Source organism: Chlorogloeopsis sp. ULAP01, assembly GCF_030381805.1.
GTDB lineage: Bacteria > Cyanobacteriota > Cyanobacteriia > Cyanobacteriales > Nostocaceae > Chlorogloeopsis.
This window is the reverse complement of record NZ_JAUDRH010000019.1, coordinates 135,707-152,693: the sequence shown is the minus strand read 5'-3', so window position 1 is coordinate 152,693 and position 16,987 is coordinate 135,707. Positions and strand designations below refer to the sequence as shown.

General features: G+C 41.2%; 14 protein-coding genes. 5 read left to right on the top strand and 9 right to left on the bottom strand.

The window, feature by feature from the left end; all coding sequences use genetic code 11:
- The first annotated feature begins 191 nt into the window (after window positions 1-191).
- Window positions 192-2,633: an endonuclease MutS2 gene (locus QUB80_RS31000; protein WP_289793296.1), complete on the top strand. Its 2,442-nt coding sequence runs from the start codon at window positions 192-194 to the stop codon at window positions 2,631-2,633.
- Between the two features lie 287 nt (window positions 2,634-2,920).
- Here QUB80_RS31000 and QUB80_RS30995 read toward each other — a convergent pair whose 3' ends face one another.
- Complete coding sequence (locus tag QUB80_RS30995) at window positions 2,921-3,253, bottom strand: hypothetical protein (RefSeq protein ID WP_289793295.1); 333 nt, start codon at window positions 3,251-3,253, stop codon at window positions 2,921-2,923.
- Window positions 3,254-3,515: 262 nt separating this feature from the next.
- A complete protein-coding gene (locus QUB80_RS30990) occupies window positions 3,516-4,121 on the bottom strand; it encodes a site-2 protease family protein (RefSeq protein ID WP_289793294.1) in 606 nt (201 codons plus the stop codon).
- Window positions 4,122-4,906: 785 nt separating this feature from the next.
- Here QUB80_RS30990 and QUB80_RS30985 point away from each other — a divergent pair.
- Together QUB80_RS30985 and QUB80_RS30980 are read left to right on the top strand one after the other, a co-directional pair.
- A complete protein-coding gene (locus QUB80_RS30985) occupies window positions 4,907-5,512 on the top strand; it encodes a DUF3038 domain-containing protein (RefSeq protein ID WP_016879727.1) in 606 nt (201 codons plus the stop codon).
- Between the two features lie 25 nt (window positions 5,513-5,537).
- On the top strand, window positions 5,538-7,163 hold the full coding sequence (locus tag QUB80_RS30980) for a DUF4335 domain-containing protein (protein ID WP_289793293.1): 1,626 nt from the start codon (window positions 5,538-5,540) through the stop codon (window positions 7,161-7,163).
- A 306-nt stretch (window positions 7,164-7,469) separates the two neighbouring features.
- Here QUB80_RS30980 and QUB80_RS30975 read toward each other — a convergent pair whose 3' ends face one another.
- The 3 genes from QUB80_RS30975 to QUB80_RS30965 are packed head-to-tail and all read right to left on the bottom strand — an operon-like array spanning window position 7,470 to window position 8,569.
- A complete protein-coding gene (locus QUB80_RS30975; protein ID WP_289793292.1) occupies window positions 7,470-7,931 on the bottom strand; it encodes a ferredoxin in 462 nt (153 codons plus the stop codon).
- Complete coding sequence (locus tag QUB80_RS30970) at window positions 7,931-8,317, bottom strand: DUF1257 domain-containing protein (RefSeq protein ID WP_289793291.1); 387 nt, start codon at window positions 8,315-8,317, stop codon at window positions 7,931-7,933. Before QUB80_RS30970 ends, QUB80_RS30975 begins: the two co-directional genes overlap by 1 nt.
- Before the next feature lie 42 nt (window positions 8,318-8,359).
- Window positions 8,360-8,569, bottom strand: coding sequence for a DUF2997 domain-containing protein (locus QUB80_RS30965; protein ID WP_289793290.1), 210 nt, complete (start codon window positions 8,567-8,569; stop codon window positions 8,360-8,362).
- 688 nt (window positions 8,570-9,257) lie between these two features.
- On the opposite strand from QUB80_RS30965, the gene bioU reads away from it, so the two are divergent.
- Window positions 9,258-10,277, top strand: coding sequence for a (S)-8-amino-7-oxononanoate synthase BioU (gene bioU, locus QUB80_RS30960; protein ID WP_289793289.1), 1,020 nt, complete (start codon window positions 9,258-9,260; stop codon window positions 10,275-10,277).
- A gap of 158 nt (window positions 10,278-10,435) precedes the next feature.
- Here bioU and QUB80_RS30955 read toward each other — a convergent pair whose 3' ends face one another.
- The 4 genes from QUB80_RS30955 to QUB80_RS30940 form a co-directional block, all read right to left on the bottom strand.
- The gene (locus tag QUB80_RS30955; protein WP_289793288.1) at window positions 10,436-10,996 is read right to left on the bottom strand and encodes a hypothetical protein; all 561 of its coding nucleotides are present in this window, start codon (window positions 10,994-10,996) and stop codon (window positions 10,436-10,438) included.
- Between the two features lie 71 nt (window positions 10,997-11,067).
- Window positions 11,068-12,288, bottom strand: a complete 1,221-nt coding sequence (locus tag QUB80_RS30950; protein WP_289793287.1) for a type II secretion system F family protein — start codon at window positions 12,286-12,288, stop codon at window positions 11,068-11,070.
- 121 nt (window positions 12,289-12,409) lie between these two features.
- On the bottom strand, window positions 12,410-13,537 hold the full coding sequence (locus tag QUB80_RS30945) for a type IV pilus twitching motility protein PilT (protein ID WP_289793286.1): 1,128 nt from the start codon (window positions 13,535-13,537) through the stop codon (window positions 12,410-12,412).
- A 45-nt stretch (window positions 13,538-13,582) separates the two neighbouring features.
- Entirely contained in the window at window positions 13,583-15,595 is a 2,013-nt protein-coding gene (locus QUB80_RS30940; protein WP_289793285.1) for a GspE/PulE family protein, read from the bottom strand.
- 615 nt (window positions 15,596-16,210) lie between these two features.
- Here QUB80_RS30940 and grpE point away from each other — a divergent pair.
- A complete protein-coding gene (gene grpE / locus QUB80_RS30935; protein WP_289793344.1) occupies window positions 16,211-16,948 on the top strand; it encodes a nucleotide exchange factor GrpE in 738 nt (245 codons plus the stop codon).
- Window positions 16,949-16,987: the final 39 nt, after the last annotated feature.

The following is a 16,987-nucleotide window of genomic DNA, read 5'->3' as shown; positions in this document are numbered from 1 at the left end:
GAGCAGGGGACAAGGGGAATGAAGAGGACACGGGGACAACCAGACGCGGGGACACGGAGATAAGGGGAATAACCAATGACTATTGACTAACCGGAAATTCACCCTTTGAGATTGAGCCATGCAGGGATTTGTATTGTTACCATAATTTCAGACCATTTAGATTTAGATATTAAAGCACTAATAGTAAAACCTTGATTCAAGCTGAAACTTTAGAACTACTTGAATGGCATCGTCTGTGCCAGCACCTATCTACGTTTGCAGCCACAAAACTGGGGGCAGTCATCGCACGTGACTTAAGAATTCCCGATTCTCAGGATGAAAGTGAATATTTACTAGCGCAAACTAAAGAAGTTTACGAACTAGAAAGCCGCCTCACTACCGGTTTAATATTTGAGGGAATTCAAGATATTGGCGATTTTTTAGCAAGAGCGGAATTGCAAGGAGTTTTAGCAGGTGAGGAACTGCTTGCGATCGCTACTACCCTGGCTGGAGCACGAAACTTACGCCGAATTATCGACAATCAGCCAGATGTACCAATTCTGTCGGAATTAGTAGCTGATTTACGAACGTATCCAGAACTTGAGCAAGAAATTCACCGTTGTATAGATGAACGCGGACAAGTAACCGATCGCGCTAGCCAAAAACTGGCTGATATTCGCACAGAAGTACGGAAAATACGCAATCAAATTACACAAAAATTACAAAATATTTTACAAGCAAAAGCTGGCGCAGTTCAAGAACAGATTATTACTCAAAGGGGTGATCGCTATGTGATCCCTGTCAAAGCGCCCCAAAAAGACGCAATTCCCGGTATTGTCCACGATACCTCTACTAGTGGCGCAACATTATACATAGAACCGAATTCCATCGTGCCACTTGGTAACCAACTGCGACAGTTGGTAAAAAGAGAACAAGCAGAAGAAGAAGCTATTCGTCGTGTTTTAACCGAGCAGGTAGCAGCGGTAAAACTCGATTTGGAAAGATTGTTAGCCATTGTTACCAGTTTAGATTTAGCAACTGCCAAAGCTCGTTATAGTTTGTGGTTACAAGCCAATCCTCCTCACTTTATTAACCGAGAAGCGAATGAAAGTATCACCTTAAGACAACTGCGTCATCCGCTGCTAGTATGGCAACAGCAGCACGAACAAGGACAAGCAGTCATTCCCGTAGATTTACTAATTCAGCCACAGATTCGGGTAGTAACAATTACCGGGCCAAATACAGGTGGTAAAACAGTAACTCTCAAAACCTTGGGTTTGGCAGCATTAATGGCAAAGGTGGGCTTGTTTGTTCCTGCCCGCGAACCTGTAGAATTACCTTGGTTTGACCAGATATTAGCAGATATTGGAGACGAACAATCATTACAGCAGAGTTTATCTACTTTTTCTGGACATATTCGCCGGATTAGTCGGATTTTGGATGCATTAGGGACAGGAGACACGGAGAGTGAAGAAAATATCTCCCCCTCCCCCCCTCTCCCCCTCCCCCCCTCCTCTTTAGTGCTCCTTGATGAAGTAGGCGCTGGTACAGATCCTGCCGAAGGTAGTGCTTTAGCGATCGCCCTGCTGCGCTATTTATCAGAACACGCTCAACTGACGATGGCAACTACTCACTTCGGTGAATTAAAGGCACTGAAATATCAAGATGAGCGGTTTGAAAATGCCTCTGTCGAATTTGATGAAGCTACTCTTTCGCCTACTTATCGTTTACTCTGGGGAATACCTGGACGTTCTAACGCCCTAGCAATTGCTCGTCGCTTGGGTTTAAAACCAGAAGTTGTAGAAGCGGCAAAAAGCAACTTGGGAGGAGCAACAGACGAAGTCAACCAGGTAATTGCTGGGTTGGAAGCACAACGTCGCCACCAAGAAACTAAAGCAGCACAAGCACAAGATTTATTGCAGCAAGCTGAACGTTTATACAAACAAGTCACCGAAAAAGCCACAGCATTACAAGAAAGAGAACGCGATTTACGTGCTTCCCAAGAGATCGCAGTACAGCAAGCGATCGCCCAAGCTAAAAATGAAATTGCCAAAGTAATTCGTCGCTTGCAGCAAGGTACGCCAACCGCCCAAGATGCCCAGCAAGCAACAAATGCTTTAAATCAAATAACTGAAAAATTTATACCCCAGCCTCCACCAAAACCCAAACAAGGGTATGTTCCGAAAGTTGGCGATCGCATTCGCATTCCTAAATTAGGACAAACAGCAGAAGTCTTAACTGCACCTGATGAAGATGGTGAATTAACTGTCCGCTTTGGAATTATGAAGATGACAGTGAAGTTGGAAGACGTGGAATCTCTGGATGGTAAAAAAGCTGAACCAGTAATTAAGGAGCACAAGAGCAAAGGAGAATCCAGAGTCGTTGAAACTCCAGCACCAGCAACTGCTCCAGCAATTCGCACATCTCAAAATACAGTAGACTTGCGCGGGCGCAGGGTGCCAGATGCAGAAATGATTTTAGACAAAGCAATTTCAGAAGCAACAGGGCCAATATGGATTATTCACGGACACGGCACTGGTAAACTACGGCAAGGTGTTCACGCATTTTTAAAGCAACATCCCAGAGTTAGCCGTTATGAAGCGGCTGAACAATCCGATGGTGGCACTGGCGTTACTGTTGCTTATGTAGAGTGAAATTAGTGCTAGTTATCTGTAGAAATATCCTCTGTAAAGATGTGAGTTATAAAGTCTTCTAAGAAATTTCTTGTACAATAAGCTGTTCGACAACATCCAAGCCAGGTTGTTTAGCTCCTGTCTCTCATCAAGCCCTCTCGGCGGAGCCTAACAGGATGTGTTCCCAGCCTGGAGGCTGGGAACGAGTTAATTCTCTATAAAAGCGATCTTAACTAGCCTGCGGAGGCAGGCTTTGTTCTTATAGCCACACCCTTCTAGGGTGTTGGAATATTTAGTGCCTAAGTTTACTAAAAACAGCTACTACTAGAATTAAGCGAAGACGGAAATGAATGGGCAGAAGTAAACATAGCGAATACAATACTGCCGATCGCAAGAAATAATAGCAATAAACAAACACTCAAGAACAAGACAAAATCTTTATGTACGATTTGAAGATGGCGTTCAATAAATGACGAATAACCCCCAATCCCTAATGAACCGACGCTACCAATAATTAGCAACCTAGCAAACAAATTGATCAAGTCTGTAAATATTGAGCGATCGCTAATTATATATTCACAAATATTTTTGTTTACTATTGGCAATTTCCCAAATACTAATTCAGATATTTTGGGATACATTACCAGTAAGTTTTTTAGTTCCAATAATCTTGGAAATTTATCCAATGTATTGTTGATAGTACCGTACACGTCTGAGTAATGCCAGTGAGCATTAATTTATTCTGGAGATAGTAGATTTGAGCCTAGAACTATCGATGGTGTACTACTAAAAATTAAACTTATGAAAAATCCAGTTGTAAAAACTAATATTTTTTGTTTAATTTTCATTTAAATTAAATTTAATTCTTATTTTTTAAGTGTAGAGACACAAAACATCGTGTCTCTATTTGAAAATCACAAAACTCATCACAAAATCAGCGATCGCACCCAAACCATCTCCAAAATGAGGAATTAAAAACAACATCATCAAAGCAAAATATCCGTATTGGCTTTTTTCTAGCTGTTTTAAGTCAGGAAAAATTTCACTAAAAACATGAAACCCATCTAAAGGCGGAATTGGTAAAAGATTAAACAAACACAGTAACAAATTTATTCGAGCTGCTAGATAGAAAAAATTAAAACTAAAAATATTTGGATAATTATAAACAATAAATTTCAGCAGCAAAAGGCATAAAATCGCCGAAACTAGGTTGGACATATTCCTCGCTGCGGATACCAAAATATTACCCAGTTTTGCAGAACGAAATTTAGAAGGATTGACGGGCATTTTCCCCCAGGCAATACCAGCAATACACAAGAAAATTATTGATTCCCAACCCATATGAACTATAGGATTAAGGGTAAGATGACCAGATTTTTTGGGTGTGTCATCTCCCTGAGTCACAGCAGTAAAGCCATGAGCAAGTTCGTGCAAAGTAACTGAAATTATTACAATTAAAACTACCCTGAGAAAATGTGTGGGATGAGTTAATAGTGTATTGATAAACATATATAAAAACTTGTAGGAGCTTTTCAGTCATAGACTGTTTCAAGACAAGCTATTTAATCATTGGCAAGCACGCAGCACAAAAATTTGAGTGCTACCCCAATTTTTCCGGACAACCTATAAATTAGTAAGAAAAAGATTGTAATAGTAATTTTAAGATACAATTTATACTTTTATATTTATAAATTTACTTAACAATGCAGTCACCTTTGCTACTAGCGCTTCCTCCAGCATCAGAACCGAAAAAAACTCGTATTTGGTTCAAAAAACAGTATGTGATGATTGGAAAAGCAATCTTATTCAGCGATCGCACATACATCTACTGAATACTTTTTGTAGTTGTTAGCACTAAAGCACTTGTGGTAAATTCGCTATTTCTGCAAAAGTACTTACTTTCTTTAGCTGGTTGTTGAAAAAGACTTCATTAGGTATTCTTTGGGGTATAAAATCACAATTAGCAACTAACTATGAGCAAATATCTGTCTAAAGGTAGATTTGTTTAATATCAAAAAGCTCTTGTTTTAGTAGAAAATACACGAAACACTGATTGGTGCAGTCAGGAGAATACAAAGTAATAAATAACGCCTTTAGTTTTTCCAAAATCGTTTTTCGTCATAGAGTTAAGACAAAGACTGTTGCTGTTTACCAAACATCAAAGCTATATAAGCCGCCAAACAGCTTGATGTAGACTACATTGCTACGTAATAGCTTTGGGAAACCAATCTTCATTTGTGAAAGTCTGGTTTCAAAATGGGTAACAGCAACAGCCCCTACTAGCCCGATCACCTATGCTAAAAGTTATGCACTCTGCCGCTAACTCACCCACTCCAACTCCCCAGTGGGAGGATTTAATTAAACTCCCAGCCCCAAATTCAGTTCAGTGGGACAATATCAAAACCCAATTGGATTTGGTGCTGTTGGCGCTAGAAACATTGACTGGCATTGGCTCCGAGGCAATGCTTTCAGCGGCAATCGATCTGAATTTAGAGTCAAGAGTGCCAGATCGTGTAGCGTTATGGCGATTGCGCCAATCAAATCCGCTACGCAAAGGTCAAGGAGGGCGAAAAAAGCTCGATGTAGAAGAAGCGCGGGCGCTTGTTCTCATTACTTGCTACCTTGCACAACAGCACCAGGAGTTGATTCGTCGTGCTGTTGGTTTGTTAGAACAGATGGCGGAAAATAACCGGGAACCTCATCAGGCTGCTTTACTTGGAGATTATATCGATGCTTTCTGCAATACATACCAAGAGCGGATGGAGGAGGAATCGACAATCTCTACAGACGAACTAACCCACCTAGCTTTAAAACTGCTGATAGATTTACTTTTTTACAGTGGCTCTGGTGGACACCGCCGCCTCTGGCTAGCACTTATAGACCGTTCAACTAAATTTTGAAAATGTCCTGCTTGTATTTCCTGCCATGCCTCTAACAAATTCTGTCATCCGTCGGTACACACCGCCTACTTGCACGCTAGAAGTATTGGCGCAAAGCTCACCTTTATCCCGTTGGGTAGGAAAGTCAGTCTTAAAGCAGCTACGTTTTGAGCTACGCTTTGACGATCCACAATTGCCAGAAGAACAGAGGGTTGTAATTCGAGGCGATCGCGATCAACTGGAAGCTTTGTGTGCAGCGGTAACAAACTACGTGCAGGAATTCCTTCAAATGCCTCCTGAGAAGTTTTGGGCAACTTTCTCAGGCTTCGATGATTCAAGCAAAGCATCTGAAAATCCAGAATTACAAGAACAATTTCAATCTTCTCAAGCAATTCAAACTTTAAACACTTTTAATCCTCAAATACCGGGTACTCAAATACCAGGAACAGAAATATATATAAAACCCAGTAACCATTTAACTCACAATTTGTTTCTTGGTTCTTTAGGTTACCAGGTCTCAACTCCTGTAATTAAACTCAGCCTACTACAACTATTTGATTTAGCAACTGCCTTAGATGAATACTCGGCTGATGTCTTAGCACTACCGACTCTCTACCAAAGAAAATCATCTTTTCCAATTCCTGCTTGGGCATCTGTAGCAGCAGTTTTGGTGTTGGGTGTGGGTTTGTTGCCCTTAGCTTTCCAATCCACTAGCAACAAAAAAGAACCGCAAACAGCCAATCAACCTTCAACAACAGAAGAGAATATTGCCTTAGAACCTTCACCTTTACTGAATCTGCCAAATCCTACACCTGCACTTACCCCGGCAGATCAATTACCACCGCTAAATTTTGGCTCTGGGCTGCCAGTTCCCGGTTCTACTTTACCCCAAAACCCCCAAGCGCTTTCACCAAACCAACCTGCCGTCCCGCCCATATCTTCCACTCTTCCTACACCTTCATCATCTACTCAAAACACTTTCCCATCCGCCTCTAAATCACCCTCAGGTAGTGTTTTTAACGTTCCGCAAACGACAGCACAAAATCTTCCCAATTCTCAAACAAACAATACACCCCAAACACTGACAAAACCGGAAGCTGCCATTCAACCCAATTCTCTGAAAACTCAGCAGGGTACTGTATCAACTCCCACAGGTCAAAGATTGCCTTCAACTTCACCTGCCATTACAGGCAACTTACCCTCTGGGGGTGTCCAAGTTCCCCCATCCCCAAATGTTGCCTCTATGCCTAATATTCCTACAGGCAGTGCTAATACCCAAGCCAGTTCGCCAACCAACTCTTCAGTTTCAGCTAATAATAGTTCCAAATTAGTTGACAGATTAAGAGCAAATCGTAACCCCAGCACAACTGTTGCCACTGGTACTTTATTTGACACAGCCCAGGTAGCAGAAGCGAGAGAATATCTGAGAAAACGCTGGCAACCACCTGGCTCGTTAAAGCAAGCACTAGAATACAGTTTAATTGTCGGTGTTGACGGCACTATTGAACGTATCTTTCCGATTGGCAAAGCTGCCAGAGAATATGTTGATCGCACGGGTATGCCTTTAATTGGTGAACCTTTTGTTTCTCCAAGTAGAAGCGGACAAGCGATGAGAATTCGGGCTGTTCTCAATCCTGATGGCAAAGTGCAGACTTTCCCGGAGACTGAATAATTAGCCTTCTTGGGTAAATCAGGATCTAGCCTTCTTGGGTAAATCAGGATCTAGGTTAATGACAACCGCACATGGACACTGGTAAAATCTGTGTCCATGTGTGTCTATCTATGGTCGATTTATCTGAATTTAGGACTTACGCAAAATCTCTCTAAAATCCTCTTTCCTCAGTATTCTCTGCGTTTTGTGCGGTTAATTACTTCATAAATTGTGCGTAAATCCTGGAATTGTCTGAATTCAAAAAAAACAAAAGGACTGGTAATACCAGCCCTAATTATTTAAATGATTTTGAACCAAATTTATAATTTAATAACGGGATTTCTTTTGTTTTGATTTGAGTTTTTTACGCCGTCGCTGTGCAGCTACAACTGCACTTTCCACCGGATACCCAACTACAGGAATTACCTGATATTTACGTTCTTCTTCTAACTTTTTGAGTTCGGTGTAGTCAACCCAGTGGATGCAATCAACTGGACAAGTATCAATCGCTTCTTGAACTAGATCCTCTGGATCGGCATCTTGACGCATCACACGCGATCGCCCATAATCTGGCTCAATGTAAAAAGTGTTACGGGCAACAAAAGCACAATGCTTGCAACCAATACAGGTAATTTCATCAACATACACACCTTTTTGGCGCAACATACCCCCCAATTCCGGCTCTAAACCAGAGCGTTCAGGAGTATCTCGCAAAAAACCACCTAATTCTGGCTCTAGTCCGGATCTATTGTCTTCTTGTTCTTCCAGCGACGGCGAAAAATCAGACATTACGCACTCCAGCGCTGCACTACTAAGCGAATTGAACCATCTTGATTTTGCTGTTGTTCAGCAACTTGAAAGCCAGCACGAGTAGATTCTTTTACTACTGTATTGTAAGCATATCGCTGCGTTACCTGACGTAAAAATCCTTCCACTGACAAGTCTTGTTGCCAATATTGCAAGTCAGCTACCAATTCGTATTCTTTGCCATTCCATCTAAAGCCTACGTCATAACCATTTTCTTGCTCAATGGTAATCTCGGCAGCATGGGTTTGACCGCGATAACCACGTACTTCTCGTGGCCCTTTTTTCCAGTCTATGCCCAAGTCTGTGAGAGCATCTTGCAAAGATTCAAGGTTACGAATTTGGGTTTTAATTTGGCTAAAGTGTGACATGGTGGTTGTGAATTAATTGAAACTAAACTTATGTTTGCAAACTTACCAATCGCTGAAAGCGTTTTGTGTATTCACCACTCCAGATTGCTGTACCTTTGTGGCGAAAAATTCTGAGGTTGACTCTTGAGTGAGTACTTGTCCTAGCTGTGCCTCTATTGCCGCAGTAACTTCTGCACAGGAAGCACCCACAATGCCAGTGACTTTTTCTTGTACCCTACCATCTGAATAAATAATAAATTCTAATGTCTCCATGCTTTTGGCCAACCACAAATAGTATGCTTGGACGTTACTGCTCTAGCAAAAAGCTACAAATCATAGCCAACAGGAACAGCGTTTTCCCTTAGCTACAAATTTGCCATTTGTTAACTAATGTTCCATCTCTCAAAATATATATCTCAAAAACTTTACAAAACTTATTGATTTAATTAGTCAATACATTTGTTATATGTAAGTTTCTCTTAACCTAATCTAGAAGTCAAGCTCAAAATTTAACAAAATCCTCAATGACAAAACACTGCGAAACAAGTAGCTGCGGTGCTATAAGAGTTAGCTAGAGTGAGAAATTAAAAATTTTATTGAAAATACTTATCATTACTATTCAATTAATCTTATAAAATTAGCCACAAGCCTGGACTAAAACTTAAATTTTTAACAACATTACGGAAGTTGCCAGAAATAAGACAAAGGAGGGCTTATGTCGAGAAGGTAGTGCAGTGCAACAAAAGAATCTGGAAAGGAAATAACCCAGGATAATAAAATCTTGTCAAGGTTAGCCTTTGCTTAAACTAGACTGTGCTGTATCTTTCTGAAATCACAAACTTAAGATTAATCAAGATGGCACTCTTGTGGCTTCGTTTACGATACTCCTTCTACAGAGTTAGGCGAAGCAGGAGTTTATCTAAAGCAAGGTTAAGCTTTTATTCAACTGAGCTAATTGACCATGAATGCAGAGCAAGTAATGGATACCAATTTTCCAAAAGCGAAGCGTGTTGGAGTACTAGGGTTTGGCGGGTTAGGGCAAGCTGCTGCCAAAGTACTTGATCCTAAAAGAGAAATGATTTTAGTCGCAGTAGCAGACCAAAAAGGTTATGCTTACTGCCCAGAGGGATTAAATACTAAAAAGTGTATAGCCACTTACCATTCTCAAGGTTCGGTCGGCTACTTAGATGTATTTGGTACTTTAACTAACTATAGTATTCAGGATTTAATTGAAAGTGGTCATCCTGTAGATGGCTACTTTTTGGCATTGCCAAACTTACCGAATGACTTTATTCCCTCTGTCGCTCAACAGTTTATTAAATCAGGTTGGCGGGGGGTACTAGTTGATGCTATTAAACGCACCAGCGCGGTAGAACAGTTGCTGGAAATGAAAGAAGAACTGCAAGCCGGAGGAATTACATATCTGACGGGCTGCGGTGCAACACCAGGATTGTTAACAGCAGCAGCAGCACTGGCGGCACAAAGCTACAGCGAAATTCATCAAGTGGAAATTACCTTTGGAGTAGGGATTGCTAACTGGGAGGCTTACCGCGCCACAATCCGTGAAGATATTGCTCATATGCCTGGTTACAGCACAGAAACTGCCAGAGCAATGACTGATGCAGAAGTAGAGGCACTTTTAAATCAAACTAATGGCGTATTGACATTAGAAAATATGGAACACGCCGATGATGTGATGCTGGAATTAGCCGGAATTTGTTCGCGCGATCGCGTTACAGTAGGCGGTGTTGTCGATACTCGAAATCCCAAAAAGCCTCTCAGTACCAACGTGAAGATTACAGGGCGTACCTTCGAGGGTAAAATCTCCACTCACACCTTCACACTAGGCGATGAAACTAGTATGGCAGCAAATGTATGTGGACCAGCCTTTGGCTATCTTAAAGCAGGCATAGGATTGCACCAACGCGGCATTTATGGAATATTCACTGCTGCTGAAATTATGCCTCAGTTTGTAAGATAGGCTTGTAGTAAACACTTTAGTGCTTAAAACTTTGAGGGCTAAAGCCCTCACTACAAACTTTCTATTTGATTTATAAAGAATTAAAAAACACAGATCCCTGACTTCTAGTGAGAAGTCGGAATATTGTATTCACAAACAATTTAGGACTACTATATCTACTAACAATCCCTAGCCTCTAGCCCCTCTTCTCTACTTCTGTCTTCATCAAACATCGATTCTGGGGCTTGAATTACAAATGGTAAATCGGCTCCTACCAAACCTCTTTGAATGCGTTCTGGCGTCTCTGGAAAAACAACAAACAAAGGGTATACAGTATTAGTTCCCTCACTCAAAATATGCTTGTAGCGAAAGGGCATAAGCCATTCATAGCTTTTGTCTAGCCAAACTTGTGTTTGTCGCCAGCGCCCTAATAAATCAGAAAAATCTTCGTGGGGACGATGAATAAAAATAATAATTTCAGATCCAGTTTTGATTTTCCACTCTGGATCGCAAGTCAAAATTGCTAGATCGCAAGGTAAACAAATTGCCTCTGCTGCGTTTTTTACGTCTTGGCGCAGGCGAATTATTGGCAGTGGAATAGTGATAATGCTTTCATCAGGACGACGCAGGCTGGGAATCATCTCCAGGTATGGACGGTGCTGCTTTAATAGAGCGATCGTGCTGAGATTATTACTATATTCTGCTAAACAAGCTTCATAATGAAATTTTTGCACAGACATTATTTTAATAATAAAGATGAAATGTAAAGGGTGAAGGATGAAATATGAAAAATTTCATCCTTCATCTGTTCTTAGCCCAGTTTCTCGAAGACTTTAAACATAGGCAGGTACATTGCTAGCAAAATCGTACCAACCATCCCTCCCAACACCACAATCATCAGTGGTTCCAAAACACTAGTTAGGGCTTTTACTGCTTGTTCTACTTCATCTTCATAGAAATCAGCAATTTTCATTAACATTCCATCTATTTCTCCAGTTTCTTCCCCAATACTGATCATTTGAATAGCCATAGGGGGAAAAACCTTATCTTTTTGTAATGCCAAACTAATCATTCCTCCTTGTTGAATATCTGAACGGGCTGCTTCTATTGCGTTAGCAACCATTTGGTTTCCAGAAGTATCCCGCACAATTTCTAAGGAAGTGAGAATTGGAACACCTGAACGAGTCAAAGCACCAAAAGTACGGCTAAAACGAGCAACCGATGATTTTTGGATTAAATCTCCAAATAAAGGCATTTTCAGGGAAAGACGGTCAATAGTTTCCTTACCTACGCGAGTTTTATAGTACTGTTTGTAAGCAATTCCCGCTGCGATGAAAATACCAATGATTACTAAAACCCGCCAACTTCGCAAAACTTCACTACAACTCATCAAGAATTGCGTTAGGGCTGGTAATTCAGTACCTAACTCTTTGAAAATATTGGCAAATATGGGAATCAAAAAAACTGTCATCCCAATAAAGATGGCTGTGGCTAAAAAACCCACCACCACTGGATAAGCCAGCGCTGATTTAATTTGGTTTTGTAATCGGGCAATATCTTCTAATAACTTAGATAAGCGATTTAGAACCTCATCCAAAACACCACCAACTTCGCCAGCCTGAACCATGCTGACATACAAATTATCAAAACAATCAGGATGCTTACGCATTGCCTCTGAAAGGTTTACCCCATTTTGAACTTCGCCACTAATATCCAAAAGCGCTTGTTTCAGTTTAGGATTGCTACACTGTTCAGACAGTACACCTAAACTTCTGACTATTGCCACTCCCGCATTTACCAAAGCTGCAAATTGGCGAGAAAAAACTGCTTTATCTTTAACGGAAACCTTCGTTAATGACATCTGAATTTTTTTCAGGTCGAAGCTTCCAAATCCTTTAGAAGTTTTTAAATCTTGGACAATAAAACCCTGTTGCCTAAGATTAGTGCGTGCTTGCGCTAATGTTTCCGCAACAATTGTTTCAGTTTTTGATTTTCCTTGTGAATCCCGAACACGAGCAACAAATGTGGGCATAAATTTAACTCTATCCGTGAGAATTTTATAATTATTAGTTGTTTATTGTTAATTTTTTATTATTGGTTGTTTGGAAATTAATAGTAAAAACCAAACAACAAATTAGCAGTAACACAGTTCTTTAGTGTGCTTTTACAGCAGTACCAACACCAGGTTTTCCAGCAGCAGATGGTGGAGCAGAACCGATTAAGCGTTGTACTTCATCTGGCTTAGAAGTTTTAGCCATAGCAGATTCAAATGAGATAGTTCCCTGTTTGTACAAGTCGGCTAGAACTTTTTCTAAAGTTTGCATTCCCAACTTTCCGCCTGTTTGGATTGCGGAATAAATTTGGGCTGTTTTCCCTTCACGAATTAAGTTTGAAATAGCAGGAGTAACTATCATAATTTCCTGGGCCATTACCCTCCCAAACTCACCTGGTTTAGGGTTTTTCTTTGAGACTAAAGTTTGACTAAATACGGCTACAAGTGAATTAGATAACTGCACTCGAATCTGCGTTTGTCTATCCGCAGGAAAAACGTCAATAATTCTGTCAACTGTTTGCGCAGCTGAACTAGTGTGCAAAGTTCCAAATACTAAGTGTCCAGTTTCAGCAGCAGAAATTGCCAGAGAAATAGTTTCTAAATCTCGCATTTCCCCAATTAGGATAATATCTGGATCTTCTCGTAAAGCCGCTCTTAAAGCATTAGCAAAACTTTTAGTGTCTTCATTCAACTGTCGTTGATGTACGAGGCTTTTGATTGGTTCGTAAACAAACTCAATTGGGTCTTCTATTGTTAAAATATGTTCTGCCCGTGTGCGGTTAATCAGATCGATAATTGCTGCTAGGGTAGTTGTCTTTCCAGAACCTGTAGGCCCGGTAACCAAAATCAATCCTCTGGGCTTGTCTGCCATTTCCCGCACTACATCTGGCAAACCTAATTTATCAAAGTTGGGAATTTTAGAACTTAACGCCCGCAAGCAAGCTGCGTAGGTACCGCGCTCTTTGTAAACATTGACGCGAAAACGTGCCAATCCCTTGACACCATAGGAGCAATCTAACTCCCAGTTCTGCTCTAATGTTTTTCTTTGGGAGTTGTTTAACATACTAAAAATCAGCCTTTGACACTGATCCCCAGACAAGAGTTCTTCACCAATGGGAGTGAGTTTGCCACTAATACGAAAATAAGGAGGCAAACCAGCAGATAAATGCATATCCGAACCCCCCATTTCAATCATCTGCTCCATTAAATCTTCAATCATCATTTCCATAGTTTTGGCTCCGATGTTATTGGTTGTTTGGCTAATAGCTAATGGTTAATCCTGAAATCGAGGTGTCATACAGTAAGGACAATCCATCCATTCTGGTTGCAATCCAGCATTACAAGTCCGACAGGTAAGGCTTGTCTTGCGCTTGGCTTTCAATTCAGCTTCCAAACCTGTATCAGTGAAAGTTACCCGTTCTACTTCTTCTAGAGTGGTTGTACCTTGGCGCACCAAATCCAAACTGTACGCCAGTAAGGTTTTCATCCCTTCTTCTACTGCTACTTCCTTGATGCGTTCTGTTGGTGCTTCTTGATTAATGAGGGTTTGCAGGTTTTCAGTAATTCGCATTACCTCATAGACACCACTGCGTCCTTTGTAGCCAACACCATTACAAGTAGAGCAAAGATGCCCTTTGGCTTTCGCTTCTTGAAGTTGCTCTCCGGTTAGAGTATTAGCTTTGTAAAAGGTTACTCCTACTTCTTGGGAGGCTGATAAACCATAACGAGCCAGTTCCTCCACAGTGGGAGTATAAGCAATGCGACAATCGGGGCATACACGCCGCATTAAACGCTGTGCTAAAACACCGATCAGCGAACTGGAAACCATGAAAGGTTCAATGCCCATTTCTCCTAAACGGGCGATCGCACCAGGAGCATCATTGGTATGTAAGGTAGTTAATACTAAGTGACCTGTTAATGCTGCCTCAATCGCTGTTTTTGCTGTTTCTTTATCCCGCGTTTCACCCACTAGCAGCACATCCGGATCTTGCCGTAAGAAAGCTCGCAATGCAGTGGCAAAATCCAATCCTTTTTCTCGAATTACCTGCACTTGAGTAATCCCCGGCAAACTGTATTCGATGGGATCTTCAACGGTGCTGATATTAATTCCAGGGCTATTTTTTTCTGCTAGTGCTGAATATAAAGAAGTTGTTTTACCAGATCCAGTAGGCCCTGTGACTAAAATTAGACCAAAAGGACGGCTGACCATTTCCTGGACAATTTGCAAAGTCTCTGGATCGGTAATTAATTTATCCAAACCGAGTTGCGTTGCAGAGTTGTCTAAAATCCGTAGACAAACTTTTTCTCCGTAGCGACTGGGTAAGGTATTGACACGAAAGTCTACTTTACGTCCTTCAAATAGACGGCGGATACGTCCATCTTGCGGTAGACGTCGTTCAGCAATATCTAAGTTGGAGATAATCTTAAATCGAGCTGTTACAGCCGGAATGATTTTTTTGGGCAGAGGATCGAACGCCTCGCGCAGCACTCCATCCTTGCGAAAGCGAATGCGTAAATTTTCTTCCTGTGGTTCGATGTGAATATCAGAAACCTTTTCATGCAGTGCTTTTGCCAGGATTCTGTTTACCAAGTTGATCACCGGAGCATCTTCGGCACCTTTCATTGCCGCTCCCAAATCAGCATCAGCTTCTTCAGGAGCATCATTGATGTCTAGATTTTCTAGATTTTCTAAATCCTGATTGATGTCTGTATATTTTTCTTGTTCCAAGTGCTTTTGCCGAACAGCCAAATCATCCAAGTATTGGTTGATAAGCTGCTGGTAATCTTCTTGAGCAATTACCATCCGTTGCAAAACTAGACCTTGGGGGCGCAAGATACGATTGAGATCATCCGATGCTTCTAGGTTATCTGGATCAACCATTGCCACCAAAACTGAAGGTGGATTTTGGTTTTCATTTTTTGCCAGTGGTACTAAGCGATGACGACGACAAATATCTACCGGAATTAAGCCATCAATTAGACTGGCAACTGTTGTGTTACCTACAGGACTGACTTCCGGATCTAGAGATTCAACGCCATAAAGTATTTTTAGTTCAAATAATTGCTGCTTTTTGTACTGTCTGAGTAACTCTGGTGATAGTTGTCGCCCTGATATCGATTCCAGTATCTCTGTCAAAGGTCTACCAGATTTGCGACTTTCCATCAGTGCTTGTTTCATCTGCTCGTTATTGACAAAGCCAGATGAAACAAGTTTATTGCCAAAAGGCGAAAACTCTGTTCTGGTAGTGAGAGCGGTACTGCGCCGTTGTGGTGACGAGTAAGTCATAAATTAGCTATTGCGGAAACCCTTAGATTAGAGTATTCCCAAGCTGAAAGCGATTATTTACATTTCCACTTAATTAATATCGATTCAAAAATTTTTGGTTTGCTAACAGTGTTGTGTTGTTGAGCTTATTCTTAAAATAAAAATTTACGTGTTTTCACTGTAATTAAAAAATTAAATTTTTAGAATTAATCAGACTCAAGTAGTGAGAAATTTTACTTATAATGCAGAAGATGAAATTTTGGAGTTTAAGGGCTTTGATTTTTAATCTTTTCTGAGGAATTCTTAATCATCGAAATGTCAATTTCAATTAGCGACTGATGAAATCTTAAAAATTAAATTTTAGCGATCGCGCTGGAAGGTAGTTTGAAGAGCGCGGCTGCCTCCCCAATTTTCCAATCCCCAATCCCCATTCTCCTTTACTGTCTGCACGCTTGCGCTCACCATTTGTCACAATAGAGGACGGTGACATCACTTCCAGTAAAAAAGACGCCAATTGTTGCCATTGAGCAAGGGAATCAAGCGGCAGAAGCTCTGACCGTTTTCTGCACCATTTGTCTAATGGCTACAATCTAGCGTGAAAATTGCTGTATAAGCATCTGGGATGAGTACATAATGATGGACGAAGATAAATATTTAAACAATACGAGCCAGCAATTTGGTGAAGCAACAGAGGTTAAGCAAGCAATGAATAGTGACTCCCCAGCTCCATCCAACGTCAACGAACCTGGCAACGAGGTAACAGAGACAGCAGCTAACGTATCCGAAGATACAGTTATGCCGACTCCTGACAATGGGGTTACTGCCACTGAGGCAACTACAGTTGACACAGCGGCATTAGCGCAAATGAGCCAACAAATAGAGTCTCTCAAAGCCCAGCTAGAAGAGCGTAGCAACCAATATATGCGAATTGCGGCAGATTTTGAAAATTACCGCAAACGCATGGTTAAAGAAAAAGAAGACTTAGAAGCACAGGTGAAACGGAACACAATTACTGAGTTACTACCAGTAGTTGATAATTTTGAACGGGCGCGATCGCAAATCAAACCCCAAAACGATGGGGAGATGGGAATTCATAAAAGTTATCAGGGTGTCTACAAACTATTAGTAGACTGCCTGAAGCGCTTGGGCGTGTCACCGATGCGTCCTGAAGGTCAACCATTCGATCCCAACCTACACGAAGCAGTAATGCGGGAACCTACGGATGAACATCCTGAAGGAACAGTGTTAGAAGAGTTAATACGCGGATATTACTTGGGCGATCGCGTGCTGCGCCATTCAATGGTGAAAGTGGCTGCTCCGAAGGAAGATATGCCACCTTCAGAGGAAAATCAGTCGAGTTCAGCAAATAGTTAAATAGTCGTCCTTTTGTCATTTGTCATTTGTATCAATAGT

Coding starts and splice junctions, on each gene's coding strand:
- QUB80_RS30995 (WP_289793295.1), bottom strand. CDS start 3,253: ATGTATCCCAAAATATCTGAATTAGTATTTGGGAAATTGCCAATAGTA.
- QUB80_RS30990 (WP_289793294.1), bottom strand. CDS start 4,121: ATGTTTATCAATACACTATTAACTCATCCCACACATTTTCTCAGGGTA.
- QUB80_RS30985 (WP_016879727.1), top strand. CDS start 4,907: ATGCTAAAAGTTATGCACTCTGCCGCTAACTCACCCACTCCAACTCCC.
- QUB80_RS30980 (WP_289793293.1), top strand. CDS start 5,538: ATGCCTCTAACAAATTCTGTCATCCGTCGGTACACACCGCCTACTTGC.
- QUB80_RS30975 (WP_289793292.1), bottom strand. CDS start 7,931: ATGTCTGATTTTTCGCCGTCGCTGGAAGAACAAGAAGACAATAGATCC.
- QUB80_RS30970 (WP_289793291.1), bottom strand. CDS start 8,317: ATGTCACACTTTAGCCAAATTAAAACCCAAATTCGTAACCTTGAATCT.
- QUB80_RS30965 (WP_289793290.1), bottom strand. CDS start 8,569: ATGGAGACATTAGAATTTATTATTTATTCAGATGGTAGGGTACAAGAA.
- bioU (WP_289793289.1), top strand. CDS start 9,258: ATGAATGCAGAGCAAGTAATGGATACCAATTTTCCAAAAGCGAAGCGT.
- QUB80_RS30955 (WP_289793288.1), bottom strand. CDS start 10,996: ATGTCTGTGCAAAAATTTCATTATGAAGCTTGTTTAGCAGAATATAGT.
- QUB80_RS30950 (WP_289793287.1), bottom strand. CDS start 12,288: ATGCCCACATTTGTTGCTCGTGTTCGGGATTCACAAGGAAAATCAAAA.
- QUB80_RS30945 (WP_289793286.1), bottom strand. CDS start 13,537: ATGGAAATGATGATTGAAGATTTAATGGAGCAGATGATTGAAATGGGG.
- QUB80_RS30940 (WP_289793285.1), bottom strand. CDS start 15,595: ATGACTTACTCGTCACCACAACGGCGCAGTACCGCTCTCACTACCAGA.
- grpE (WP_289793344.1), top strand. CDS start 16,211: ATGGACGAAGATAAATATTTAAACAATACGAGCCAGCAATTTGGTGAA.